The sequence below is a fragment of the Frigoribacterium sp. RIT-PI-h genome (assembly GCF_001297205.1).
GTDB lineage: Bacteria > Actinomycetota > Actinomycetes > Actinomycetales > Microbacteriaceae > Frigoribacterium.
In genome coordinates, this window is record NZ_LHOZ01000038.1 from 24083 (window position 1) to 50578 (window position 26496).

The 26496-nt window shown below is 71.9% G+C and carries 17 protein-coding genes, 1 tRNA gene and 1 pseudogene; 5 read left to right on the top strand and 14 right to left on the bottom strand.

Annotated elements, in window-relative coordinates; genetic code table 11:
- Positions 1-9: 9 nt before the first annotated feature.
- The 4 genes from AEQ27_RS02815 to AEQ27_RS02830 all read right to left on the bottom strand — a co-directional run bounded on the left by AEQ27_RS02815 (position 10) and on the right by AEQ27_RS02830 (position 4660).
- Positions 10-897 (bottom strand): glycosyltransferase family 2 protein, encoded by an 888-nt coding sequence (locus tag AEQ27_RS02815; protein WP_054145306.1) that lies wholly within the window; start codon positions 895-897, stop codon positions 10-12.
- Positions 894-1700, bottom strand: coding sequence for a CDP-alcohol phosphatidyltransferase family protein (locus AEQ27_RS02820; protein WP_043595425.1), 807 nt, complete (start codon positions 1698-1700; stop codon positions 894-896). Before AEQ27_RS02820 ends, AEQ27_RS02815 begins: the two co-directional genes overlap by 4 nt.
- A 6-nt stretch (positions 1701-1706) precedes the next feature.
- Positions 1707-2750 (bottom strand): glycosyltransferase family 2 protein, encoded by a 1044-nt coding sequence (locus tag AEQ27_RS02825; protein ID WP_054145307.1) that lies wholly within the window; start codon positions 2748-2750, stop codon positions 1707-1709.
- 149 nt (positions 2751-2899) lie between these two features.
- Positions 2900-4660: a S1C family serine protease gene (locus tag AEQ27_RS02830; RefSeq protein ID WP_054145308.1), complete on the bottom strand. Its 1761-nt coding sequence runs from the start codon at positions 4658-4660 to the stop codon at positions 2900-2902.
- A 144-nt stretch (positions 4661-4804) separates the two neighbouring features.
- Between AEQ27_RS02830 and AEQ27_RS02835 the strand changes: the two genes are divergently transcribed.
- On the top strand, positions 4805-6004 hold the full coding sequence (locus tag AEQ27_RS02835; RefSeq protein ID WP_054145309.1) for an aminotransferase class I/II-fold pyridoxal phosphate-dependent enzyme: 1200 nt from the start codon (positions 4805-4807) through the stop codon (positions 6002-6004).
- On the opposite strand, the gene AEQ27_RS02840 is transcribed toward AEQ27_RS02835, so the two are convergent.
- From AEQ27_RS02840 to AEQ27_RS02860, 5 genes are all read right to left on the bottom strand, one after another.
- Positions 5990-6865 carry a carbon-nitrogen hydrolase family protein gene (locus AEQ27_RS02840; RefSeq protein WP_054145338.1) on the bottom strand — a complete coding sequence of 292 codons (876 nt, stop codon included), beginning with the start codon at positions 6863-6865 and terminating at the stop codon, positions 5990-5992. The two genes, AEQ27_RS02835 and AEQ27_RS02840, sit on opposite strands and share 15 nt — an antisense overlap.
- Positions 6862-7956 carry a glycerate kinase gene (locus AEQ27_RS02845; protein WP_054145310.1) on the bottom strand — a complete coding sequence of 365 codons (1095 nt, stop codon included), beginning with the start codon at positions 7954-7956 and terminating at the stop codon, positions 6862-6864. Before AEQ27_RS02845 ends, AEQ27_RS02840 begins: the two co-directional genes overlap by 4 nt.
- A 103-nt stretch (positions 7957-8059) precedes the next feature.
- Positions 8060-8133 (bottom strand) — tRNA-Met (locus tag AEQ27_RS02850).
- A gap of 139 nt (positions 8134-8272) precedes the next feature.
- Entirely contained in the window at positions 8273-11218 is a 2946-nt protein-coding gene (locus tag AEQ27_RS02855) for a UPF0182 family protein (RefSeq protein WP_082383189.1), read from the bottom strand.
- A 100-nt stretch (positions 11219-11318) separates the two neighbouring features.
- Positions 11319-12431 carry a PDZ domain-containing protein gene (locus tag AEQ27_RS02860; RefSeq protein ID WP_054145311.1) on the bottom strand — a complete coding sequence of 371 codons (1113 nt, stop codon included), beginning with the start codon at positions 12429-12431 and terminating at the stop codon, positions 11319-11321.
- 122 nt (positions 12432-12553) lie between these two features.
- Here AEQ27_RS02860 and AEQ27_RS02865 point away from each other — a divergent pair, with 122 nt between their 5' ends.
- A complete protein-coding gene (locus AEQ27_RS02865; protein WP_054145312.1) occupies positions 12554-13948 on the top strand; it encodes a zinc-dependent metalloprotease in 1395 nt (464 codons plus the stop codon).
- Positions 13949-14760: 812 nt separating this feature from the next.
- On the opposite strand, the gene AEQ27_RS02870 is transcribed toward AEQ27_RS02865, so the two are convergent.
- Together AEQ27_RS02870 and nudC are read right to left on the bottom strand one after the other, a co-directional pair.
- The gene (locus tag AEQ27_RS02870) at positions 14761-16473 is read right to left on the bottom strand and encodes an ATP-dependent helicase (RefSeq protein ID WP_054145313.1); all 1713 of its coding nucleotides are present in this window, start codon (positions 16471-16473) and stop codon (positions 14761-14763) included.
- Positions 16470-17402: an NAD(+) diphosphatase gene (nudC, locus tag AEQ27_RS02875; RefSeq protein WP_152970109.1), complete on the bottom strand. Its 933-nt coding sequence runs from the start codon at positions 17400-17402 to the stop codon at positions 16470-16472. The genes AEQ27_RS02870 and nudC overlap by 4 nt, the downstream gene beginning before the upstream one ends.
- A 74-nt stretch (positions 17403-17476) precedes the next feature.
- On the opposite strand from nudC, the gene AEQ27_RS02880 reads away from it, so the two are divergent.
- Positions 17477-18478, top strand: a complete 1002-nt coding sequence (locus AEQ27_RS02880) for a phosphotransferase (protein WP_054145315.1) — start codon at positions 17477-17479, stop codon at positions 18476-18478.
- Here the strand turns inward: AEQ27_RS02880 and AEQ27_RS18215 are convergent.
- A complete protein-coding gene (locus tag AEQ27_RS18215; RefSeq protein ID WP_235450954.1) occupies positions 18469-21621 on the bottom strand; it encodes an ATP-dependent DNA helicase in 3153 nt (1050 codons plus the stop codon). The two genes, AEQ27_RS02880 and AEQ27_RS18215, sit on opposite strands and share 10 nt — an antisense overlap.
- A 262-nt stretch (positions 21622-21883) precedes the next feature.
- Positions 21884-25006 (bottom strand): annotated as a pseudogene (locus tag AEQ27_RS17975) (PD-(D/E)XK nuclease family protein); the annotation flags it as partial.
- 131 nt (positions 25007-25137) lie between these two features.
- Between AEQ27_RS17975 and AEQ27_RS02890 the strand changes: the two are divergent.
- Together AEQ27_RS02890 and AEQ27_RS02895 are read left to right on the top strand one after the other, a co-directional pair.
- The gene (locus AEQ27_RS02890) at positions 25138-25362 is read left to right on the top strand and encodes a DUF3107 domain-containing protein (RefSeq protein WP_043595511.1); all 225 of its coding nucleotides are present in this window, start codon (positions 25138-25140) and stop codon (positions 25360-25362) included.
- A gap of 2 nt (positions 25363-25364) precedes the next feature.
- A complete protein-coding gene (locus AEQ27_RS02895; RefSeq protein WP_054145316.1) occupies positions 25365-25661 on the top strand; it encodes a hypothetical protein in 297 nt (98 codons plus the stop codon).
- Positions 25662-25748: 87 nt separating this feature from the next.
- On the opposite strand, the gene AEQ27_RS02900 is transcribed toward AEQ27_RS02895, so the two are convergent.
- A complete protein-coding gene (locus tag AEQ27_RS02900; RefSeq protein ID WP_082383193.1) occupies positions 25749-26468 on the bottom strand; it encodes a ferritin-like fold-containing protein in 720 nt (239 codons plus the stop codon).
- Between the last annotated feature and the right edge of the window lie 28 nt (positions 26469-26496).

Sequence of the window (26496 nt, forward strand, 5' to 3'; positions counted from 1 at the left end):
CCGGAAAGCCTAGAGGACCGGAGGTCGGCCGGCCCTGGACATGCGGAGGACCGTTACCCAACCGATGGACCGTCGACCGCCCGGCGCCTCTCGCCACCCCTCCGCCCAGCCCGCGAACCACGGCCGCAGGCGGCGCGGGGTCCGTGCCCACCGCAGCAGCTGGACCGCCGTCCAGGACGCCACGTAGACGGGGACGAGCGGCCAGGGGAGGTTGCGCTTGGCCAACCAGACCCGGTTGCGGGCGTTCAGCCGGTAGTACTCGGCGTGGCGCGCCGGGTCGATGGCCGGATGGTTCGCCACGAGCGAGCCCTCGTACCAGGTGCGCCTGCCCTGGGCCCAGACCCGCCACGCCAGCTCGATGCCCTCGTGCGCGTAGAAGTACGGCTCGCCCCAGCCGGCACAGGCGTCGAAGACGTCGCGGGGCAGCAGGGTCGCCCCCTCCCAGACCGAGAAGACGTCGCTCGACCGGCGAGGGTCACCCTTGCGCAGGCGAGGCGTCCATCGACGCGGGTTGACGGCACCGTCGGGGTCCACGACCCGTGGCTGCAGGAGCCCGATCTCGGGTCGGGCCCGCAACAACGCGACGGCATCGGCGAGGAACCGGTCGGAGGGCAGGCTCGCGTCGTCGTCGAGGAAGAAGATCCAGTCGCCCGAGACGGCTTCGGCCCCCCGGTTGCGGCCGGCGGGGATGCCCACGTTCTCGGCGAGCTCGAGCAGGCGGACTCCGGTCGGCACCTCGACCTCCGCGGTCGCGGCGTCGCGTCCGTTGACCACGCAGACGACGTCCAGGTCGACGTCGCGCTGGGCCAGCAGCGAGGCCAGCCCCCGACGCAGGTCGCCGGGGCGTCGCCCCTGGGTCAGGCTCACGACTCCGACCCGGGGCAGGACCTCGCTCAGGAGCGCACCCGCTTCGACGCCATGATCGCGACGAAGTGACCGACCAGCGCCAGCACCGACAGCGGGAGCAGGGCGACGAGCAGGACACGGTCGGCGGTCACGCCTCCGACGACGAGGCCGACGAGCGCGGCGAGGAAGACGAGCATGGTCAGCTCGACGGAGTGGTACAGCCGGTGGAACGGCACGAAGCGCGCGGCGCTGCGCAGTCGGGACAGGAGGCGCCCGCTCGGCTGCGTCGCGCCTCCTCGTTTGTCTTCGAGCCGGTCGAGGCCCGCGTTCGCGCGGGCGACGTGGACCATGTCGTTGAGGGCCTTGTTGAGCACGATCACGAGGGCCAGGGCGAAGCCCGCGGTCGTCCAGAGGAAGTCGCCCGGCGTCTCGAACGGGAACCCGGCGGCGCGGATGCCCAGCACGATCGGGATGAGGGCCTCGGTCGAGTAGTGGCCGACCTTGTCGAGGAAGACCCCGGCCGGCGAGCTGGTGCCCCGCCAGCGGGCGACCTCGCCGTCACAGCAGTCGACGAGCATCTGCAGTTGGCCCAGCACGAGGGCGAGCAACGCACCGGTGATGCCCGGCACGAGCAGCGACAGGGCGGTGCACCAGCCGACCAAGATCATCAGCCCGGTCACGCCGTTCGCCGAGACGCTCGTCTTGAGCAGCCACCAGGTCAGGTAGGGCGAGACGTCGCGCAGGTACAACGAGGCCGTCCAGTGCTCGGCGTTCGCACGACTGCGCACCTCGGGCGGCTGGGCGACGCGGCGCAACTCGGCGATCGAAGACGGTCTGGTGGGCAGCGCGGTCATCGGCGGCTACCTTCCGGTCTGGGCGGTGATGTTCTTCGTGAGGTCGAGGAAGCCGAGCACGAAGCCGACGCCCCACCCGAAGTGGATGGAAGGCAAGACTACGAGAAACCAGAGGCGGGTGCGGAGGTCGTCGCCGCGGGCGGCGAGCAGTGCCGCCGCGAGGACGAAGACCACGTACACACCGGGCACGACGAGGGCGAGCGTCGCCCACCCGAGCGGGCTGCCGAGCGCCAGCCCGCCCACGCCGACCAGACCGACCAACAGGCCGAGGGCCACCCCGACCACCATGACGGGTGGCACCAGGTACCGCAAGGTGTTCGCCTTCGGGAACCGTCGGGCCAGTTCGCCCCGCCACAGCCCGGTGGCGACGAACTGTCGGGCCAGCTTGCGCAGGCTCGGGCGAGGTCGGTAGGTGACCACGAGCCGCGGGGTGAACCAGACCGTCCCGCCCGTGGCCCGGAGCCGCCGGTTGAGCTCCCAGTCCTGACCGCGCTTGACGCCCTCGTCGAAGAGCCCGACCTCGAGCAGTCGGTGCCGCAGGAAGACGCCCAGGTAAGCCGTCTCGGTCGGGCCCTCGGCGCCGCCGACGTGGTGGGGCGTGCCCCCGAGGCCGACCCTGCTGCCGTAGGCCCGGGCCACGGCTTTCTCGAAGGGCGTGCGCCCGACGGCGGCCATGATGCCGCCCACGTTGTCGGCTCCACTGCGCTCGAGGGTCTCGACCGCGATGCGCGTGTAGTCGCTCGGCAGCACCGAATGGGCGTCGACGCGCACCGTGATCGGGTGGACCGAGGCGCGGATGGCCACGTTGAGGCCGGCCGGGGTCGAGCCGCCGGGGTTGGGGATGCTCCGGACCCGGGGGTCGGCCGCCGCCATCTCGGCCACGACCTCGTTCGTGCGGTCGACGCTCGGGCCGAGGGCCAGGATCACCTCGAACGGGCCCTCGTAGTCCTGGACGAGCAGGCTCTCGACCGCGGCCCGGATCTCACGCTCTTCGTTGAGGACGGGCATGACGTACGAGACACCGGGTCGGGTGGCGTCGCCTGCTTGCATGGATCGCGTTCCTCGGGCTCGTGAGCGCCGGGGAGGCGCGGGTCGGGACTGCGGACGGCCGCAGGGATCGTGGCGAGCTTAGCAACACCCGAACGGGGGCCGGGACGCCGTCGCGTCCCGACCCCCGCCGTGCCCATCGGGGTGACCCGTCAGCTGGTCAAGGTGTCGAGGGTGACCTTCGTCGTGTCGGTCGTCCCGTCTCGGACGTAGGTCAGGTCGGCCGTCGCGCCACCGGCGAGGAACCTGACCTGCGCCGTGAGGTCGGTCCGGTCACTGATCGGCACGCCGTTGAACTCGGTCACGACGTCGCCCTGCCGCAGGCCAGCGTTCTGTGCCGCACCACCGGGGCTGAGCTGGACGATGAGAGCACCGACCCGGGTGGCCGCCGCGTCGCTCGTGGCGTCGTTGACACTGGCACCGAGGAGGCCATGACTGGCCTTGCCGTTCGCCATGATCTCTTTGGCGACCCGCTGCACGAGGTTCGACGGCACCGAGAACCCGACGCCGATGCTGCCGGACGACTCCCCTGAACTGGCGATGGCGACGTTGAGGCCGATCAGCTCGCCCTGCGAGTTGAGCAGCGCACCACCGGAGTTGCCCGGGTTGATCGACGCGTCGGTCTGGATGACCGGCAGCGAGATGACCGAGCTGGCCTGGTTCTGCGGGGAGCCGTCACCGTTGTTGAACGAGAAGGGCCCCTGGCCGTTGTTGTCGTTCTGCTGGCCCTCGTCGCTGCCGTCGGTCGGCGCTGCCGAGGACTGTACGGTGATGCTGCGGTTCAGCGTCGAGACGATGCCGTCGGTCACCGTGTTCGACAGGCCGAGCGGTGCTCCGATGGCCACAGCCGTGTCACCGACGTTCAGCTTCGACGAGTCGGCGAACTCGATCGGGGTGAGCCCCGTCGCGTCGACCTTCAGCACGGCGAGGTCGACCGTGGGGTCGAGCCCCACGACCTCGGCCGGCAGGATGCTGCCGTCGCTGAGCGTGACGGTGACGGTGCCCGACGCGCTGGCCCCGTCCAGGGTGACGACGTGCGTGTTCGTCACGATGTACCCGTCGTCGCTCAGGATGACGCCCGAGCCGGTGCCGCCGGACTCACCCGCCGTCACGTTGATCGTGACGACCGACTTCGTCGCTTTCGCCGCGACCGCCGTGACGACCGTCGCGTCGTCGTAGTCGTTCACCGTCAGGTCGCGGGACTCACCGGTCGCCGAGACACCGGCCCCGGAGTCGCGGGAGAGCACGGCAGCGACGCCACCACCCGCCGCGCCGCCCACGAGGACGCCGACCAAGAGGGCCGCGGCGACGGACCCCACGCCACGCCGGCTCTTCTTCGGCTTCTGCGAGGGCGCCTGCCAACCCGCCGCGGCGTACGAGTTCGTCGTGTCGTACGCGAACGCCGACGGGTCGGAGGGCTGGCGATAGGGGTCGCCCTGTTGGTACGACCCTGGCTGCTGGTAGGGGTCGTTCTGCTGGTACGACCCTGGCTGCTGGTACGACCCTGGCTGCGGGTAGGCACCCGGCTGCTGATGCGAACCGGGCTCCTGGTGAGATCCGGCTTGCTGGTACGAAGCAGGCTGCTGCTGAGAGCCGGGCTGCTGGTACGACCCGAACTGCTGGTACGACGGCGGCTGCTGGTACGAGCCGGGGTGGGGCTGAGTCCGGTCGTGGGCCCGGTCGTGCCGCGACTCGTCGGCCCCGGACTCGAAGGACCCGGCCTGCGGGGTGCTGCCGGGCAGCGGCGGAGCACCGTAGGTGACGCCCTGGTCGGCCGGGTACGGCGTCGTGGGCTGGGCGCCGTCGTGCGCGCTCCGGTCGTCGCCCGGGACGCCCTGCGAACCGTCGGCGGTGCCCTCGGGCGTGCGCGGGGCGCCGTCGTCGGTGTCGTCGTGGCGGGGGGTGTCGGTCATGGTGCTCCTTCCAAGCCCTGACAGCCTGGTCGCCCAAGCTGGGCGGATCATACGGCGAGCCTGTGAGCGGACTGCACCCAGCTTATGCGGCGGCTGGACACGACCACCCCGGCACCCGTCCTGCGGAGATACGGTGACGGGATCATGACTCCTCCAGCACCCTGGCAGCGCGCGGCGAGCGGCGCGATGCTCCTCGACGGCGCGGGCCGACTCGCCCCGACGGTCTTCGCCGAGATGTCGGCCCTCGCCACGGCGACCGACAGCATCAACCTCGGGCAAGGCTTCCCGGACGAGGACGGCCCGGTCGAGGCCCGCGAGGCGGCGCACGAGGCCCTGCGCTCCGGCCTCAACCAGTCCCCGCCGGGCCGGGGCATGCCCGTCCTGCTCGAGGCGGTCGCCGCCCCCCCGCGGCGGGTCTTCGGCCGCGACCTCGACCCGCGGCGCGAGGTGCTCGTGACCGCGGGGGCGACCGAGGCACTGGCGGCGACGATCCTGGCGTTCGTCGACCGGGGTGACGAGGTGGTCACGCTCGAACCGTTCTACGACGCGTACGGAGCCGTCATCGGGCTCTCGGGCGGCGTCCACGTCACCGTTCCGCTCCGGGGTCCGGACTCGACGGTCGACCCGGACGAACTGCGCCGGGCCTTCGGACCGCGCACGCGGCTCGTCGTGCTGAACGATCCGCACAACCCCACGGGCAGCGTCCTCGACGACGCGACCAGGCGCCTCCTGCTCGAGCTCGCCGTCGAGCACGACGCACTCGTCGTCACCGACGAGGTCTACGAGCACCTGCTCTTCGACGGTGCGGTCCACGTGCCGTTCGCCACCCTGCCCGGCGCGGCGGCTCGGACGATCAGCATCTCGTCGGGGGGCAAGACCTTCAACACGACGGGGTGGAAGATCGGCTGGCTGACCGGTCCGGCGGAGCTCGTCGACCGCATCGTCGCCGTCAAGCAGTACCTGACCTTCGTGAACGGTTCGGTCTTCCAGCCCGCGATCGCCGTCGGGCTCGGACTCCCCGACGCCTACTTCGAGGGGATCGCACGCACGCTGGCCCACAAACGCGACGTCCTGTCCGACGGGCTGCGTCGTGCCGGGTTCGCCGTGCGCGCCAGCCACGGCTCGTACTTCGTGGTCGCCGACGCCGCCCCCCTGGGCTTCGACGACGCGGCCGACCTGTGCCGGCGGCTTCCCGAGCTGGCCGGTGTCGTCGGGCTGCCGATCAGCGCCTTCTGCCACCCGGTGCTCGCCGCCGAGCAGTCGTCCCTCGTCCGGTTCGCCTTCTGCAAGCGCATCGAGGTGCTCGAGCAGGCGTCGGCCCAGCTCGCGTCACTCTCGGTCTGAGCCCCTCGCCGAGGGCGGACCGCTGCCGTCACGGCGCGGGATGACGTCGTACCGACGGAGGGCCAGGGACGGGTTCGTCCGGCGCACGGCCGCGATCCGGTCGGCCGAGACCCTGCCCAGTGCCATGACGTCGACCTCGTCGCCGACCGACGCGAGTGCCACGCCCGTCGGATCGACGATCGTGCTGCAGCCGACACCGACGGGCGGAGCGTGGTCCGCCGCCGCGACGTACACGGTGTTCTCGAGCGCCCGGGCCGTCAGCAGGGTCGTCCAGTGGTGCTGCTTGAGCGGTCCGCGCACCCACTCGGCCGGCATCAGGACGACGTCGGCCCCGGCGTCGACGAGCGTCCGCGTGACCTCGGGGAACCTCAGGTCGTAGCAGGTCTGCAGGCCGAAGACGAGCCCGGCGACCTCGAAGGTCGCGGCGACGGCCAGCGGGCCGGGCACGATCCAGCGGGACTCCTGCCCACCGAACGCGTCGTAGAGGTGCTGCTTCGAGTACGTGGCGACGAGGCCCCGACCGGGTGCCACGGCCACGAGCAGGTTCTCGAACCGCGCCGGATCGGGCGACACCGCGACCAGGCCGGCGACGAGCACGACGCCGAGCCGATCCGCCAGTGCGGCCAGGTGGCGCACGAACGGCCCGTCCGTGGGTTCCGCGGCCTCGAGGTACGACGTCCCCAGCTCGGCCGAGAAGTACGACGAGTACTCGGGGAAGACGGCCACCTGCGCGCCCCGTCGGGCCGCCTCCTCGGCGAGGGCCGTGATGGTCCGCAGGTTGCGCGCCGTGTCGTCACCGGGGGCGGTCTGCACCACCGCGACGACGACGTCGGGCGCGCCGGCGGTGCCGCCGGTGCTCATCGCGCCCACCGCCCGGCCGCCAGCGCGGCCGCCTCGCCCAGCCAGAAGGAGGCGCGGGTCGTCGACTCGAGGACGTCGCCCGCCAGCTGCGTGGTCGACACGACGTCGGCGAATCCGTCGTCGGGGGCATCGACGGAACCGGCGACGAGCACGACCGGGACTCCGGCGGCGTCGGCCATCCGCCGCACGAGCGACACGGTCTTCCCGGCGGCGGTCTGACCGTCGAACCGCCCTTCTCCGGTGACGACCACGTCACCGTGGGCCAGGGCTTCCGAGAGTCCGACGACCTCGGCGACGGCGACGGCTCCGGGTTGCAGACGCGCACCCCAGGCGAGCAGACCGAAGCCCGTCCCGCCTGCGGCTCCCGCCCCGGGGGTCGTGGGATCGACGTCGACGAGGCTCGCGAAGCGCTCGAGACCCCGTTCGAGTGCGAGGACGTCGTCGGCCGAAGCACCCTTCTGCGGCCCGAACGCGGCAGCGGCACCGTGGGGGCCGAGCAGGGGACTGTCGACGTCGACCAGCAGCGTGACGCCGTCGGGCGGGAGGTCGATCAGGCCTGAGAGATCGACCCGGGCAGCCGTGGTGAGCCCGTGGTTGCCCGGACCGACGGGCTCCCCCAGAGAATCGACGATCCGGGCACCGAGTGCGGTGAGGGCGCCTGCTCCCCCGTCGGTCGATGCGCTGCCCCCGAGTCCGACGAGGAGGCGCGCAGCGCCGGCGTCGACGGCTGCGCGGATGACGTCACCCAGGCCGCGCGTGTCCGCGTCGTGCGGAGCGGCCTGGGCCAGGAGGCCGAGCCCGCAGGACGAGGCGAGTTCGACGACAGCCGTGCCGTCGGGCAGCGCCAGCCAGGGGGCGTCGACGCGACGGCCGTCGGGGCCCCCCACGACGACCTCGTGACGGATGCTTCCGGGTACGGCGCGCTCGAACGCATCGAGGGTGCCTTCTCCGCCGTCGGCGAGGGGCAGCGCCACGACGACGTCACCGGGCCGTGACCGGGACCACCCTGAGGCGAGGGCGGCCGCGGCCTCGGACGCATCCAGGCTGCCCTTGAACGAATCGGGGGCGAGGACCACCCGGAGTCTCGACATGCGTCAACCTTGGCATGATCAGCCACGACCGTACAGAACCGGCCGAGGGCTTGACGGCATGACGAAAGCCCCGGTCATTCGACCGGGGCTTTCTTCTTTCTTGTTGCGGGGGCAGGATTTGAACCTACGACCTCTGGGTTATGAGCCCAGCGAGCTACCGAACTGCTCCACCCCGCGGCACAAGAAGAAACACTAGCACGGCATTCGGACGCCGTCCAATCGAGCACCCCCGGCGGCGATCGTCACTTCGCCGCCCACACGACGAACCCCCTCCCGGCGTGCTGGGAGGGGGTTCGTCGACTTGCCTGTCGCGTGACTACTGACCGCTGGCTGCGACCGCGTCCTCGAGGGCCGTCTGGAGGCGCGTGTCGGCTTCCGCTGCTGCCACGAGGTCGTTCTCGGCGTAGGCCGCGGCACGGTCGGTCAGGGCCTGCTGTGCGTCGGCCAGGGCCTGGTCGAGCGCCGCGTTGTCGGTACCCGTCCCCGTGTCACCGGTGTCGGGCGTCGCCGCGCCCCCGTCGGTCGCCCCGTCGCCGGTGTCCGTGCCGGTTCCGTCGGCGCCGTCACCCGTGGTCGGCACGCCGTTGTCTCCGGCCGTCGCACCCGAGTTGCCTCCGAACAGCGAGTCGAGGGCGCCGTCGAGGGTGTCTTCGAAGGCGATCTTGTCGCCGAACGACACCAGGATGCGCTGCAGGACCGGATACGACGTCTCGGAGTTCGACTTCACGTAGATCGGCTGCACGTACAGCAGACCGCCACCGACCGGCAGGGTCAGCAGGTTGCCTCGGACGACGCTCGTGTCACCCCGGGTGAGGAGTGCGAGCTGGTTCGCCACCGCGGTGTCGGTGTTGAAGTTGTTCTGCACCTGTCCGGGGCCGGGCAAGGTGTCGGTGCGCGGCAGCGCCAGCAACGTGAGCTTGCCGTAGTCCGACGAGATCTCACCCGGCGTCGACCCCGCATCGGCGTTCGCCGCGAGGTAGCCCGTCAGGACGTTGCGCGCGTTCTCACCCGACTGCTGAGGGATGTACGTCGAATAGATCGAGAACGCCGGGTCTTGGTCGGGCAGCTGCAGCGTCAAGTAGTACGGAGGCTGCAACGGCGGGTTCTGCGCGTTGCTCGTCGGCTCGTTGGGTGTGACCCAGGCGTCGTCGCTCGAGTAGAACGAGTCGGCGTCCGTCACGTGGTAGGTGCCGAGGATCGCCCGCTGCACCTTGAACATGTCCTGCGGGTAGCGCACGTGCTGGAGCAACTCGGCAGACATGTCGCTCAGGGGCGACAGCGTCGACGGGAAGATCTTGTCGTACGTCTGCAGGATCGGGTCGCTGGTGTCCCACGCGTAGAGCTTGACCGAGCCGTCGTAGGCGTCGACCGTGGCCTTCACCGAGTTGCGGATGTAGTTGATGTTGTTCGACGCGTACACCGGGCGGTCGTTGTACGTGTCGGCGATCGCATCGGACAACGCCTGCGGCTTCGAGTACGGGTACTCGTTCGTCGTCGTGTATCCGTCGACGATCCAGACGACCTTGCCGTCGACGACGGACGGGTAAGGCGCGCTGTCGATGGTGAGGTAAGGAGCAACCTTCTGGACGCGCTCGGTGGGGTCGCGGTCGTAGAGGATCTGCGACTGGTCGTTCACGGCGTCGGACAGGAAGATCTGCTCGGACTGGAACTTGATGGCGTAGATGAGTTTCTTGAAGACGTTGTCGAGCTTGGGCCCGCCGTCGCCCTCGAAGGTCGTCGTCTCGTTCGTGCCGTTGTCGTTGCTGCCCGACGGATAGTCGAGCTCGATGTCGTTGCCGCCGTCGCCACCCACGATCGAGTAGGTCGGCGACTCCTGGCCGAAGTAGATCCGCGGCTCGTAGTCACCGGCGTCGCCGAGAGCGCCCGTCACGGGGATGCCGGACTCGAGGAAGACGGGCTGGCCGTCCGCCGACCGCTGGTTGCCGTACGCCGCCACCACGCCGTAGCCGTGGGTGTAGACGAAGGTCGTGTTGTAGGGGGTGGCCGAGTTGCCGAGCTGCGAGGTGTTCAACTCGCGCACGGCGATGACCGTGTCTTGCACGTTGCCGTCGATCGTGTACCGGTCGACCGCGAGCTGCTCGGGGAAGCTGTAGTACTGGCGGTACTGCTGCAGCTGGGCGAAGGCGTCGGTCACGAGCGCGGGGTCGATGATGCGGATGTTGGCGGTGGTGACGGCGTCGCCTGCCAGGGCACCGGCCTCGGCGTCGGACTTCGCGTCGTAGGTCTGCTCCTCGACGTCGGCCACACCGTACGCCTCACGCGTCGCCTGGATGTTGCGCTCGATGTACGGCGATTCGACCGTCCGCTCGCTGGGCTCGACCGTGAACCGCTGGACGATCCAGGGATAGATGCCACCGACGATGATGCTGATGATGATGAGCGCGGCCGTGCCGATGACCGGCAGGCGCCAGCGGCCGACGATCGCGGTCACGATGAAGAGGATCGCGACGACGACGGCGATCCCGGCGAGGATCTGCTTGCCGGGGATGCCCGCGTTGACGTCGGTGTACGTGGCACCCGTGAGCAGCTTGTTGGTGCCGTCGGACAGGGTCGCGTACTGGTCGAGCCAGAGGCTGACGCCCTGCAGCAGGAGGTAGACGGCGGCGGTGACGGCCAGCTGGATGCGAGCGACCTTCGAGATGCGCACCTCGCGCCCGGTGAAGCGCAGGGCGCCGTAGAGGTAGCTGGTCGCGACGGCGGCGATGCCGGCGATGAGGACGACGGCCGAGGCGAAGCCGACCGCGGCCTGGTACAGCGGCAGCTCGAAGACGTAGAACCCGATGTCGAGCCCGAACTGCGCGTCGGTCTGGCCGAAGGGGGTGCGGTTGATCCACTCGAGGACGGTCTGCCACTGCGTCGACGTGGCGATGCCGGCGAAGAGGCCGAGCACGGCGGGGACGCCGATGACGACGGCACGACGCAGGGGCTCGATGACCTGCTGGTACCGATCGAGCTGCGAGTTCAACTTGGCGTACACGGGACGGAACCGGAAGGCCACCTCGATGCTGACGTAGACCGGCACCGCCATGGCCACGAAGCCCACCGCGAACATCACGAGGCGGGAGATCCATTGCGTCGTCAGGACCCCCGTGAACCCGAGCTGCTGGTACCAGAGGTAGTCGGTCAGCAGCGACGAGAAGATAAAGAAGGCGATGACCAGGGCGGCGAGGACGGCCACCGTGACCAGGACGGGCAGTCGGGGCGAGCGTCGTGCGGTTCGCGACGATGCGGGTGACGTCAAGGGTGTGCTCCTGGCTGACGGGGACGTGGACGGCCATCCTACGTGTCCAGCCTGGTCGACCCAGCGTTCCCTTCCCAGCTTTGCGTGGGCTGCACGAACGCTATCGACCGGCCGTGCAGGTCGGCAGCGACGACGTGTCGCCCCCGCCCGCGACCGTCTCGAGCGCCGTGACCGCGTCGTCCAACGTGGCGACGGAGTAGACGTCCAACCCGGAGGGCACGTTCCCGACGACCTCGGAGCAGTTCGTGGACGGCGCGAGGAAGACGGTCGCCCCGGCGTCGCGAGCACCGTAGAGCTTCTGCCGGATGCCTCCGATGGCGCCCACCTCGCCCGAGGCCGTGATGGTGCCCGTGCCCGCGACCTTCTCGCCGCCGGTGAGCTCGCCCGGTGTCGTCTTGTCGATGATCCCGAGCGCGAACATCATGCCGGCGCTCGGTCCTCCGACCTGGTCGAGCTTCAGCGTCACGTCGAAGGGGTACGTGTAGTCCACGCTGACCCCGACCCCGAGCAGCGGCGTGCCGTCGACCTCCTGCGGGGTGACCTGCTCGGTCACGCTCGTCCCTGCCCGGTCGACGACGACCTCGGCCGGCGTCGACGCACCGTTCGCCGCGACGAGGCCGCGGAGGACGTCCACGTCCGCGTCGGTGGCGAGACTCGTGCCGTTGACGCTGACCAGGACGTCGCCCTCGCGCAGGACGCCCTCGGCCGGGCTGCCCTGGGAGACCTGGCTGACGGTCACGGCACTGGGGATGGCGTACCCCTCGTGGATCAGCGCCGCGGCGATCGCGGACTTCTGCGAGTTCTGCATGTCCACGGCGTTCTGCTCGTCGACCTGGTCGTTCGTCACCCCCGACGGGTACACGGCCTCGACCGGGATGACCGAACGACTGCGGTCCGCCCAGGCACGGACGACGTCGACCCATCCCGGCCGGACGTTCTGGTTGCCCTGCACGCTGACGGTCAGGAGGTCCAGTGTGCCCGCGGTGGGGTAGGTCTCGTGGCCCGACACGGTGATGAGCGGCTGTGACGAGCCCTCGTACTCGGCGCTGCCCAGGGTGTCGAAGACCGGGCCGGGCTGTTCGATCAGGTACGGCCCCGGCAGCAGGCTCAGGACGACCGCCGAGACGACGGCCACACCCAGGAGGGGCCATCCGACCCGGCTCGCACGGCCAGCGGTCGACGGGGAGGTGCGCGGGGGCGTGAAGAAGGCCACGGAGGGTCCTTTCGGGATCGGCCGGGGAGGCGCGGGTCGCGTTCGCCACGAGCGGAGCGCCGGCCCCGGGGCGGTGGCCGAATCCCAGGATCTTCGTGCGGCCAGCAGCTAGCGTAGTCAGCATGACCGATGATTCGCCGCGCGGGCCTGAGGACGAGTTCCGTGACATGCTGCGGCAGTTCCTGTCCGGCGGTTCCGACATCGATCCGTCACAGCTCGCCGGGGCCGCGGGGCTGCCCGACGACCCGGCCTTCGTGGCACGACTCATGAGCCAGTTGCAGAACGCCGTCAACAGCAGCGGTGACGGCATCGACTGGTCGATCGCCACCGAGCAGGCGACCGCCGTGGGCACCCAGACCGCCGTCGCACCGACCGCGGCCGAGACCGCCGCCCACGAGCAGGCCTTCCACGTCGCCGCGCTGTGGCTCGACGACGTCACGTTCGTGGCCGAGCTCACCGCCACGCCACGCCTGGTGACCCGGGCCGAGTGGGCCCGCCTGACCATGCCCGTGTGGAGCCAGCTCGCCGAGCCCGTGGCCACGTCGATCGCCGACTCCCTCACCGGTGTCCTCAGCGAGCAGGCTCCCGAAGAGATGCGTTCGATGCTCGCCGGGGCCAGCCAGGTCATGCGCAGCGTCGGCGGCACGCTCTTCGCCATGCAGCTCGGTCAGGTCGTGGGCCAGCTCTCGACCGAGGTCGTGTCCGGCGGCGACGTCGGCATCCCCCTGCTCGACGAGCAGCAGGCCGCGCTGCTCCCCCAGAACGTCGCCGCCTTCGGCGAGGGCCTCGACATCGAAGCCGATCAGGTGCAGCTGTACCTGGCGGTCCGCGAGCTCGCCCACGCCCGCCTGTTCCGCCACGCACGATGGCTGCGGCTGCACCTCATCTCGTCCATCCGCGAGTTCGCCCAGGGCATCCGCATCGACACGTCCCGGCTCGAAGAGCTCGCGGTCGACTTCGATCCATCGAACCCCGGCGAACTCCAAGAGGCGATGAAGAGCGGTGCCCTCATCCCTCCGAAGACCGACGAGCAGCTCGCCGCACTCGCCCGCCTCGAGACGACCCTGGCCCTCATCGAGGGCTGGGTCGACGTGGTGACCGCCCAGGCCACGGCGCGCCTCCCGAAGTCCGCGGCGATCGCCGAGACGGTGCGCCGTCGGCGCGCTGCCGGTGGGCCGGCGGAGTCGGCCTTCTCCACCCTCGTCGGCCTCGAACTGCGGCCGCGACGCCTTCGTGAGGCGGCCGTCCTCTGGCAGACCGTGTCCGACGCCGTCGGGGCCGAACGTCGCGACGACCTCTGGTCGCACCCGGACATCGTGCCCACCAGTGCCGACGTCGACGACCCCCAAGCCCTCGTGGCTCGACTGACGTCGAACGAACCCGCCTTCGACGACGTCGACCAGGCGATCCAGGACCTGCTCGACGACACGACCGACGACCGTCCCCGAGAGGGCGACGACGGGTCGGCGATCGAGCCCGACGGGTCGGGGCCCGACCCGGACGCACCCCGGTCCTGACACCACGCGAGACCTCGGTCTGCGGTCACCTGTGGACAACCCCTGATCTGCCCCGGCTGCACGACATGATCGGACGATGCCCCTCGTCCTCGATCCCCGCACCCCCGTCGTCTGGCGCGATCCGTCGACCCTCCAGGTCGGCGTCGACCGCCCGACGCTCGTCCTGAGTCCGGTCAGCAGACTCGACGAACGGGTGGTCGCCGCCGTCGCCGCGGGCCACGGAGCAGGGGGCCCGCCCACCCTCGTCGCCCACCTCGGCGCCGACCGCGCCGCGGCCGAGGCCTCCGCCGAGCGCCTGCGACCCGCGCCGGGCGGCGCCCCCGAGCCGATCGTCCCGCCGGTCGTCGTCGTCGGCGGGCCGGGCCCCGTGGCCGATGCCGTCGCGCGCCTCCTGGGCTCCTGCGGGGCCGACGTCCGCCGAGCCCACGCCGATCTGCCTCCGCCGAGGAACGCCACGGGCGTCCTGGTCGGCGGGCACGTCGTCGACCCCGGGGTGGTCCGAGAGTGGGTGAGGTCCGACCTGACGCACCTCGTGGTGCGGCTCGGAGATCGTCACGCACGGATCGGCCCCGTGACGGTGCCCGGCACGACGGCCTGTGCCCGGTGTCTCGACCTCCACGCCGGTGAGGCCGACCGCGCCTGGCCCGCGATCGCCGGTCAGCTGAGCGCTCGTCCCCTCGCCGCGCCTCCGCTGCTGTCCGTCCACGAGGTCGCCACGACAGCCGCCCGCCGTGTGTGGTCGCGTCTGAGCGGTGCGGACGGCACACCGGAGGACTCCGAGGTCGAGTCGATCTCGATCGCCGACGGTCTCGTCACTCGCGCGAACGTGCCGCTCCACCCGGAGTGCGGGTGCGCAGCTCTTCCACGAACCGGCTCACGCGCCGTTCGCCGCCGCGCCCCTGCCCCGACCGGCTCCACGACAACCGCAGCCGCTCACGCGCCCTCGTGACGCCGACGTACAAGAGGCGGCGTTCCTCGTCGATCGCCGCGTCGTCCTTCGCGTAGCTGATCGGGACGAGGCCCTCGCTGAGACCGATCAGGTACACGCTGCGCCATTCGAGTCCCTTGGCCGAGTGCAACGTCGCCAGGGTGACCGCGGCCATCGTCGGCTCGTGCTGTCCGGCCTGGCGGGCGAAGAGCTCGTCGACGAACTGGCGGAGGGTCGTCCCGGGTGCCGACGCCTCGGCCAGGCCCATGATCGTGTTCAAGGACTCCCAGCGGTCGCGGATCGCGCCTCTCTGGTCGGGAGCCTCCTGCGTCCAGCCGAGCGACCGCAGGACGTCACTGACGGTCTTGAAGAGGGGCTCGCCCACGATGCTGACCGCCGCGCCCTTCATCATCATCAGGGCCTCTTTCACCTCGCGCAGCTCGAAGAACCGTGTCGCACCGTGGATGCGGGTCGACACGCCGACATCGGCGAGCGCGCGCTCGATCGCCGCGGCCTGGACGTTGACCCGGTACAGCACGGCGATCTCTTCCGGGGCGACGCCCGAGCGGATCTCGTCGGCGATCGTCTCGGCGATGCCCCGGGCCTCGGCCGAATCGCTGGCGTACTCGGTCACGGGTGGCACGGGACCCGTCGTCTCGACGGCCGGGTGGAGGTGCAACGCCCCCGGCCGACCCCGCATGAGCTGGTTGGCCGTGTCGACGATCTGCCGCGACGATCGGTAGTTCTGCTCGAGACGGACGACCGTGGCGTCGTCGTAGCGCGCGCCGAACCCGAGCAGGTAGTCCGACGACGCACCGGCGAACGAGTAGATGGTCTGGCTGGCGTCGCCGACGACGCAGAGGTCGTTCCGACCGCCGAGCCAGAGGTCGAGCAGGTCTTGTTGGAGGGGCGAGACGTCCTGGTACTCGTCGACGACGAAGAAGCGGTACTGCTCGTGCACCTGCTGGGCCACGCGCGGCTCGAGTTCGAGCATGCCGACCGTCGCGAGCAGGACGTCCTCGAAGTCGAGCTGGCGCCGTTCGTCCTTGACGGCCTCGTAGGCACGGTGCAGGTCGACGGCCTTCTCGACGCTGATCGACGGCGGCAGCGACCTGCCCGGCAGGGCCTTCGCATAGTCCTCGAGGGTGAGCCGCGAGACCTTCCGCCACTCGATCTCGGCCGCGAGATCCCGCAAGGCCGCCGTGTCGATCTTCAGACGCAGCGACTCGGCGGCGTGGGCGAGCGCCTTGGCCTTGCTGTCGAGGAGGCGCGGCATCTGACCGCCCATCGTCTGCGGCCAGAAATAGGACAGCTGGGACAGGGCCGAGGCGTGGAAGGTGCGCGCCGAGACTCCCCCGGCACCCAGGTGACGCAAGCGACCGCGCAGTTCGGCGGCCGCACGGGAGGTGAAGGTGAGCGCCATGACGCGGTTCGGGGCGTAGACACCCGTGGCGACCCCGTACGCGATGCGGTGGGTGATGGCGCGGGTCTTGCCCGTCCCGGCGCCCGCGAGCAGGCACACGGGACCGAGCAGCTTCGACGCCGCCCGGCGCTGCTGCTCGTCGAGCCCCGCGATCAGGTCGGCGGCCTCGGTCACTGGTCGATCTCGCCGCCGAACCAGTCCTCGATGATCGCGCGGGCGATGGACGTGCGCCCGGGCAGGACGATCTCACCGAGGCCCGCGACGAGTTCGTCGCGGCTGAACCAGCGCAGATCGAGGATCTCGGCGCCGTCGGGGGTGAGCGTGCCGGGATCGTCGGTGTCGACCTCGGCCCGGAAACCGAGCATGAGGCTCGCCGGGAACGGCCAGGGCTGCGAACCCATGTAGCGGGGTGAGACGACGTTGATGCCGGACTCTTCGAAGATCTCGCGCTGCACGGCGTGCTCGAGCGATTCGCCGGGCTCGACGAAACCCGCCAGCAAGGAGTAGCGGTTCTGCTCCCACAGGGCGTTCGAACCGAGCAGGAGACGGTCGTCGGCATCGGTCACGCCGACGATGATCGCGGGGTCGGTCCGGGGGAAGATCTCGTGGCCGTCGTCCGGGTCTCGACGCACCCAGCCCGCCTTGTCGGTGACCAGCCGCCGACCGGTCCGCGGCGAGAACCGGTGGGAGTCGTGCCAGTTCGCCACGGCGACGGCCTCGACGGCCAGGCCGGCGTCGCGCGCGCTCAACGCCGTGCCCGACACTCGAGGACTGCCCCAGGCCGAGTCGTCGGCCGCGATCGACTTCGCGCGCTCGTCGTCCAGGAGTGCCGCCAGGGCCGGCGTGCCCGCGGGTTCGGCGGCCGCGGGGTCTTTCGAGACGCCGAGGTACACGTAGTCGTCGGCCGGCGGGACCGACGGGGCGGGCAGCAGGGCCAGTGAACCCGCCGACGCCATGAGGGTGCGTCCCCGCCAGACCGGCAGCACCCGGGTGGCCGCCGAGGCGAGCAGTTCGTCGACGACTCCGGCGCGCTCGCGGGTGAGGTAGTCACGGTCGACCTGGTGGCGGGACAACGGGAGCCGGGACGTGAGTGGCGAGGACATCGGACGACCAATCATCGCGAGTTGACAGCGTGGCGCACGGCAGGGCATCGCGTGCGGCGGCCTACCCTGAGGGCATGGCCAGATCTCATCTCACTCTAGCCGCGCTGGCCACGGCCGCCGTCGCGGACCTGGACGTCACGCGTGCGTCACGCCACGGCAGCGAGACGGGTGGCGACTTCGATTCCGCACTCGTCCACGGCCGGGCCGGAGAGCACTGCATCGTCCGTGTCCCCCGGTCGCAACGAGCCGAGGCCGAGCAGTCGGCCGATCTCGTCGCCCTGCGCGCCCTGAGCGCCGGCGTGCGCGGGCGGCTCTCGTTCGACGTGCCCGCGTACCGCGGCCAGGCGCCGCTCGGTCGAACGCGCGGCATCGTCTACGACGTCGTCCCCGGCGAGCACCTGTCGATCTCGCGACTGACCGCGACCAGCGACCTGCCCACGGCGCTGGGCCGTGCCGTGGCGGCGATCCACTCGCTGCCGACCAGCTTCGTCACCGACGCCGGCCTGACCAGCCACACCCCGTTCGAGGCGATGCGCTCATCGGCGGCGCTGGTCGATCGCGCGGCCTCGACGCGCCCGCTGCCCGCCGCGCCGCTCGAGCGATGGGAGGCCGCCATCCAGGACTCGGTGCTGTGGCAATTCCAGCCGACCGTCGTCAACGGCTCCCTCGACGCCGGTTCGGTGCTGGTGCTCGGCGACACCGTCAGCGGCGTGCTCGGCTGGCACGACCTGCAGGTCGGGGACCCCGCCCGCGACCTGGCCTGGTTGCTCGGCGCCCCGAGTCCGACGGCGGTCGACGCGGCGTTCGACGCCTACAACACCGCCCGTGGCACGAGCGACCACCAGCTACGGCACCGGGCGACCCTGTACCGCGAACTCGACCTGGCGAAGTGGCTGCTGCACGGCACCGGCACCAAGAACACGTCGGTCGTGGACGACGCCGTCGAGATGATGACGAAGCTCGTGGACTCGTTGCCCGGTGATCGACGGGCCGGCATCGGCTCGGGCTCGACCGCCGCCCTCGACGCCGACGGCGTCGAGGACCTGCTCGAGGCGACCGAGCGCCGTCACGTCTGAGACGACGCCTCGACCCGCTGCCAGAGCTCGACCAGTTCACCCCGGTCGGCCACGTGCCGGGGCCGCAGGACCACGTCGTCGGCCACGAAATAGAAGACCGCGTCGATCCTGTCGGCCGGGATGCCCGTGAACTGGGCGTAGGCCTCGCGGTAGAGCGCCAGTTGGAGCTGCTTGAGCTCGAGGTCGGCGTCGCCGGTGGGCGCCTTGCCCGTCTTCCAGTCGACGACCTCGAACCGGCCGTCGCGTTCGAACACGGCGTCGATCTTGCAGATGACGGTGCGGCTGCCGAGGGGGAGGTGGATCTCGAGCTCGACGTCTGTCGGCTCGAGGGATGCCCAAGCCGAGCGCTCGAAGGTCGTGACCAGTTGCTCGAACCTCCTCGCGTCGTCGGGGTCGACCGGCCCGGACCCGGGTGAGCCGACCCGCTCGTCGTCGAGATCGCTCTCGTCGCCCCAGGCGTCCAGGGTCTCGGCACGCCCCGTCGGCCGGAAGCGCTCTTCCACCCACTCGTGGAACAGCGTGCCGAGGCGGGTGGCCCGGTAGGGCCGCTCGGGCAGGGGACGACGGAGAGCGGCGGCGACCGCGGCCGGGTCGTCGACGTAGTCCTTGAACCGTGAGGCGGGGATGCGCTGTGGCAGGGGAACCGCCCCCGCGCCCGCTCGCGCAGCGTCGCGCTCGAGCAGCAGCAGGTCGATGTCGGACGACCATCTCGACAGGGGCCCTCGCCGCTCCGTGTCGGCGGGTTCGTCTCGTGAGCGCCGGTCCACGGCCGCGGCGACCCGTGCCGCGGCGTCCTCGACGACCGCGCGGCGCTGGCCCAAGGGGTCGAGCGGCCAGCTGAGCTCGCGGGATGCGGCGGCCAGGGGATTCTCGTCGTCGTCGGGTCGCTCGGGCAGGTCGCCGGTCGGCACGAGTCCTCTCTCGGCCAGCTCGACGACGAACCGGCTCGCCGGACGAGGGCGCACGGCGCTCGTCCAGAAGGAACCGCTCACGAGCAGGGCGTCACGGGCACGGGTGAGCGCGACGTAGGCCAGTCGTCTCTCTTCGGCCTGATGCCGGACGACGAGCTCGTCCTTGAACGCCTTCAGCGACTGGTCGAACTCTTTCTGGTCGGCGACGCCCTGCCAGCCGAGCACGGGCAGCTCGGCCGCGTCGCCGCGGAACTCGTACGGAAGTTCGCCGAAACCGAGCCACCCCACGCCCTCGCGGGACGTGCCGGGCAACTCGCCCTCGACCAGCCGGGGCACCGCCACGACGTCCCACTCGAGCCCCTTCGACCCGTGGATGGTCAGCAATTGGACGGTACCCCGCTCGGCCTGCTCGGACCGCGGCCCCATGTCGTCACGACGCTCGGCTGCCGCCAGCCATGACAGGAAGCCCCCGAGCCCGGCGTTCTCGTCGGTCGCGACGTATCCGGCCAGCTCGTCTTCGAAGGCCTGCAACCAGGCACCGCCCGAAGGCGCCCCGGTGGCCGCCGCCACCTCGACGTCGAGCAGCATCTCGTGTTCGACCAGCGTCACCAGGTCGACGAGGTCGAGCCCGGTGCGGCCCCGGAGGAACGCGGGGGGCGCCCCCACCCGCCTCAGGCGCACGAGTCCCTCGTCGCTGAACTCAGCGAGCTGACCATGGGTCACGGGTGCCGTGGCCACGAAGTCCAGGGCGTCGACGATGGACCCGTGCTCGCCGGCGGCGACCGACGCCCGGAACCCGGCGGCGACGTCGTCGTCGAGGCGCTGTTGGGCGTGGTCGTGCGCGAAGAGCCACGAGGCGACGTCGCGCAACCGCGCGATGTCTCGCACACCGATCCGCCATCGGGCTCCGGCCATCAGACGGATCGCCTCGGAACCGGCCGACGGGTCGTGCAGCACCCGGAGGCAGGACACGAGGTCGACGACCTCGGGGCGTTGCAGGAGACCGCCGACGCCGAGCACGTGGTACTGCACCCCGCGCGCAGCCAGCGCCTCGACGAAGACGGGCATGGTCTTCTTCGACCGGAAGAGCAAGGCCGCCGTCCGGCGGGCGGGCTCGCCGTCGACCACCGTGGGGACGGCCAACTCTCGCTGCAGCCACGCCGCGACCTGGTCGGCCTCACCCGGCAGCGTCTGGTCGAAGAGCAGCTCGACACGACCCTCGGGAGCACCCGGCCGGGGGCGCAGCTCGCCGACGACCGCACCGGCGGACCGTGCCAGCTCGGCCACGACGGTGTTGGCGGCGTCGAGGACGCGCGAGGCGTTGCGCCAGCTCGTCGAGAGGGTGAACACGGCGTCGGGTCGGGCCCCGAAGTCGACCGGGAACCGTCCGAGGTTCGCGGCGCTGGCCCCCCGGAACCCGTAGATGGACTGGTGGGGGTCGCCGACCGCCATGACCCCGGTGCCCTCGAAGAGGCGGGGCAGCAAGGGGGTCTGCACGACGCTGGGGTCCTGGTATTCGTCGAGGAGCACGACGCGGTAGCGGGCGCGCAGCGCGGCCACGACGCTCGGCGCCGTGTCGCAGACCTCGAGGGCCGGGGCCACCTGGTCGGAGTACTCGACGAGGCCGCGACGGGCCTTCGCGTCGGCGAAGGCCGCGGCGAGGTCGAGCAGCGGCGGGAGGGCCGACACCGCGCCAACGGCGTCGACCACCGACTTGTAGGCGCTGCCCTTGGTCGACGGCAGACTCGCGAGGTCGAGGAACCGGTCGGCCAGGTGTGCCACGGGCTCGGGCTCGGTGACGTTCTCGCTGAGGGCGTGGCTCAGGCGGAGGACGGCCTCGGTGATGCCGTCGACGCTACGGCCGAGCCCGGCGAGGCGCTCGTCGTGGCTGCCCACGACGAGTGAGCGAGCCAGCTGCCAGGCCGACGCGTCGCCGAGCACCTGCGACTCGCTCTCGCGACCCACCCGCAGCGCGTTGTCACGGAAGATCGCGTTGGCGAACGCGTTGTAGGTCGAGACGGTGGGCACGTCGAAAGGGTCGACCTCGTCGCCGAGCAGCCCGACGGCGGCGAGCTGGGCGATGCGCCGCTCGATGCGCTCTCCGAGCTCGCCGGCGGCCTTCCGGGTGAAGGTCAAGCCGAGCACCTGCGAGACGCCGACGAGGCGGTTGGCGAGCAGCCACACCACGCGGTTGGCCCTGGTCTCGGTCTTGCCGCTGCCGGCGCCCGCCACCCCGAGGGCAGGCTCGCGCGGGGCCTCGCTGACGGCCTGCTGCCCGGGGGCGGGGGGGGCCGGCCCCGTGCCTCGGCGATCTCGGCCGCCCCCCGCCGGGACGAGGGGGCGCGGGTCGTGGCGCCGACGCTGCCCCCGCCACCCGCCCCCGCACCCGCGGCGCCGGCCGCGTCGGTGGCCCGACCGACGGCCGGCGCGAGCCGCTCCCCTCGCCCACCACGTGGATGCGGCACGATCCCCCGTGTCGGCCCTCGCAGTGGTCGCCGAGGCGGGCGGCGAAGACCCGTCCCTCCTTGTGCTCGGCCGCGTCGACGACCCGGACCCGGAAGGCCGCGAGTCGGTCGTCGTCGAACGCCCCCGGGGGCGGCTCGCGGTAGAGCTTGCCCCGGACGCCCGGCGACACGATGACGGGCTTCGCCCCACCGGGGGGTGTGCCCTCGGGCACGGCCTCGACCGCACCGTCGGCGAGGGCGACCTGGTAACTGCCCAGCTGCGGGTGCTCGGCCACGGCCTGGGGCGACGTCGGGGCCGACCGCCCCGTCTTGAGGTCGACGATGACGGCGGCGCCCTCGCGGGTGCGCTCGACCCGGTCGATCGACCCGCGCAGACGAGCCGGACCGATGTCGAGGGTGAAGGTCGACTCGGCTCCGAGCAGGCTGCCACCCGACGCCTCGAAGTCCCGCAAGTAGGAGGAGAGGCTCTCGGTCATGTCGTGCGCCCGGCGTTTCTCGGACTCGGCGATCCAGGCCGACTCGAACTCGAGCTCGGGCCAGCGTGCCTCGACCGCCCGCCAGAGCGAGTCGACGTCCGTGCCCTCGGCGTGTTCCATGACGTCGTGCAGCACCGTGCCGAGACCCATCGCCGCGTTGGGAGGGGAGCCGCCGAACCGGTCGACGAACCAGTGCAGGGGGCATTCTTCGAACGACCCGAGTTGCGACGGCGACACGGGGACGTGGGCCTCGGGGGCGTCGAGGTCGATGAGCGGCTCGACAGTGGTCGGCTCGAGCAGCCCGAACCAGTCGTCCGGGGACGCCCCGGCCACGCCCTCGTGGGCGAGTCGGGCCAACGCCCCGACCGCGTCGTCGGCCCGGGGGCCGTGAGGCGACGAGACGAGCACGTGCCGGAGGTGCCCCACGAGCCCTCGCAGGGACAGCGGGTGCCCGGCGGGGGCTTCCGGGCAGCCGTCGGGCAGCAGCCGGAAGAACGGCGAGGGGCCCTCGTCGTCGTTCGAGGTGCAGGAGAGCACGACCTGCCGGGTGGCGCGTGACACCGTGAGGGCGAACATGCGCAGCTCGTCGGACAGCACCGCGGCCCGGGCATTGGAGGGGGCGGCGGGCTCGTCGTCACGGTCGTCGGGTGGGCCGCCGCGGAGCAGACCGCGCTCGGCCAGGGCGACGAGTTCGTCGGGCGCGAGCAGCCCGCCACGGATGCGGAGGTTCGGCCACACGCCGTCCTGCAGGCGCGCGGCGACGACCACGTCGACCTCGACCCCCACGGCGTTCGACGGTGAACAGACCAGCACCGTCTCGGCCGTCGCCTGTGGCGAGAGCGTGTCTTCGGGCACCTCGGCCCCGAGCAACGAGTCGAGGAAGGCCCCGGCCGGGGCCTCGGGGGTGCGTTCGACGAAGCGCTTGGCGGCGGTGAAGAGCGCGACGACGCCGTCGAGGTGACGGTCGGCCTCGGCGGCGACGATGCCGTGGCCGTCGCTCTGCGCCGACCACTCGGCCGCGAGTCCACTGCGCTCCCACAGACCCCAGAGCACCTCTTCGATGCTCGCCCCGGTCGCGGCGGCACGACGGGCCGCGTCGAGACTGGACGAGAAACGCCCCGCACGGGCTGCGAACCTCGAGTCGATCGTGACGAACCGACCGGCCCCCTCGAGGGCCCCCACGAGCACGTCGGCGGCCGTGCGGACGCCGCCCGCCCCGAGCTCGTCGGCACGCAGGGCGAGCCTCAGGCGTCGCAGCGAGAGCGGGTCGAAGCCGGCGAGAGGCCCCAGCAGCAACTCGGTCGCGAGCTCGACGCTGAGCTCGTCGCGTCCGACGGCCACGGAAGCGGCGAGCAACAGGTGACGCGCCGCGTGCTCGTCGCGCACGGCGCGTCCGGCGACGGAGGTGCGGGTCGGCACCTCGGCGAGCTGCAGCCCCCGCGCGACGCCGGCCACCTGCCCGCCGCTGCGGACGACGACCATCATTCGTGACCACGGCACCCCGCGGACCAGGTGGTGCTCGCGCAGGAGTCGGGCCACCGACGCCACTTCGTGGGTCGGGCTGTCGGCCCGGACGGTGACGATCGGAGGCACCGGGGAGTCGGACCCGTCACCGGCCTCGGAGGGCGCGGCCACCGGCGCAGCCACGGCGGCGTGCTGACGGCCGGCGCCGGCCGTCCCGATGCGAGAGGTGACGCGCTGGACGAGGGCGCGCAGCGGCGGCTGGGGGCGGGGGGCCGGCGAGAGGTAGAGCGTCTCGACGTCGGACAGGCGGCGGCGGGGGCCGGGCCGGCCGGGGACGTCGGGCGTGCCGCCCCGGAACGCGCTGGTCGACAGGTCGGGGTCGCCGAACGCGACCACGGCGACGCCCCGCCGGGTCAGGGCTCGCAGCAACGCCACGGTCGACTCGGTCGCTTCTTGCGCGTCGTCGACCAGGACGACCCGCAGCCCGTCGACGACCGGGGAGGGCTCGCCGCGGTCGAGGGCGGCGACGGCGTCGGCGACGAGGGCGGCCGAGTCGAGGTGCCGCCCCCGGGCCGCGTCGAGAACGCCCAGGCACTCGTCGCGGAAGTCGGCCACCGCCGCCCGCTCGGGCCGGTCGGCTCGCTCGGCGGCGCGTCGGAGCCCCTCGGACCCGATGCGGTGCTCGGTCGACCGCATGAGGACCTCGCGCAGCTCCGTGCGGAAACCGCGGAGCCGACGCACGGTCGGGCCGAGCCCGTCGGGCCAGGAGGGCCCCGTGCCGTCGATCTCGTGCCCGTCGAGGAGGGCACGGACGATGCTGTCCTGATCGCCGCCGGTCAGGAGGGGCGGTGTGGGGAGGCCGACGAGTCGCGCCGCGTGGCCGACGACGTCGAACGCGAGCGACGAGACGGTGCGGGCCGAGGGCCCCGGGGTGGGGACGGGGAGCCTCGACGCGATCACGTCACGCGGCGTCGTGGCCATCGACCGGGTCGGCGCGAGCGCCAGGACGGCCGCCGGGCCCCACGCGCGCACCTCGACCCGATCCACCACGAACTCGACGGGCGTGCGGGTCTTGCCCGAGCCCGGGGCACCCAGGACGGCCGCCGACCGCCCGTCGGGGAGGTCGAGAACGGCTCGCTGCGAGTCGTCGAGGGCCGTCGGCACCACGGCTCGCGTCGGGCCCGGGGGGGGCGGGGGGACGGGCGAGGCCATGTCCCGCCGCTCCCGGCTCGCACCGACATCGAGGTCGGGCGGGTGGGTGGGCGACGAGGCGGGGGGGACCCGCCTGTGCGCCGACAGTGAACGTGCAGAGCCGGGGCGGCGAGGTCGGTTATCGTGACCACGTGGACATTCGCATCGGCATCACCAACAGCCCCCGTGAGATCAGCTTCGAGACGGCGCAGACCGCCGACGAGGTCGAGAAGGTCGTCGGCGACGCCCTCGACGGCGGCAAGTCGTACGTCACCCTCGCCGACTCCAAGGGCAAGACCTACCTGGTCCCCACCGCGTCTCTCGCCTACGTCGAGGTCGGCAGCGAAGAGAGCCGCAAGGTCGGGTTCGTCAGCTAGCCGTGGAACTCCTCTTCGTCGTCCTGGGCGGCGCCATCCTCGGCTTCGTGTTCCACTACGCGCTGCCTGACACCGACACCCGCGGCGTCCTGCTGGCGCCGGCCTCCGGTGCCGTCGTGGCCGCGATCGTGTGGGAGGCCCTCACCTGGGCAGGGTGGCCCGCGGACGGCGGCTGGATCTGGGTGGCAGGGCTCGTCCTGCCGGGCGTCGTCGCGATCGTGGTCTGCCGCGTCGCCGCTGGCCGTCGCCGCGCCCGCGACAGTCAGCACTTCGCCCGCCTGGTGCGCTCCTCTTCCTGACACCGCGCCTCCCGTCGACCACCTCTGACGAGCGGTCTGCCGGCGGACCGGCGTCGGGTCTGCCCGGAGCCGACCCCCGGGAACGGTTCAGGCGGTGAGCCCGAGGGCGTCCATGCGGCGGGTGTGGGCGGCGATGAGTTCGGTGAAGACCGGCTCGAGACGCTCGTCGTCCGCCGACACGTGCGACGCCGAGACGGCAGCGCGCGCGACCAACAGGGTGTCGCCCACCAGCCTGCGTCCCCAGAGAGCCAGCCGCGACGCGAGTCGCGGGTCGGCCTCGATGGCCGCCGAGAGTTCTCGCACGACGAGCGGTGCGTCGTCATGGGCCTCGAGCACCGCCACGATGCGCTTGTGGTGGTCCGCGGGCAGTCCGGCCGCCAACCGGACGAACACGTCGTTGAGCAGGCCGGCCGCGACGTAGTCCGCGAGGATCGCCTCGTACCAGTCCGTGCCTTCGGTCCGGGCCCGGAATTCGTCGATCGCGGCGATGTGGGGCTCCATCGACTCGGTGGCGTCGTGCCCCGACCGTTCGATCTCGGCCACCAGGCCACGGTGTCGTGCCAACGTCGTCTCGGCGATGCGACCGGTGGTCTCTTTCGCGCGGACGTCGGGGGCGAACGCGGACGAGCGCCCCAGAGTCTCGAAGAGCGCGAGCTCGAGATAGGCCGCGTGCCCGAGGAAGACCAGCAGGTCGGGGGTGAACTGGTCGAGCTCGACCCGCGCCACGGGGGTCGGCTTCGCTGCGGGCCGCGGCCACTGCAGGGACGGGACGCCGCGTTTCGCACCTCGACCGGGCCAGGACACCACGCCCACATCTTACGGGGTCCGAGAGGCC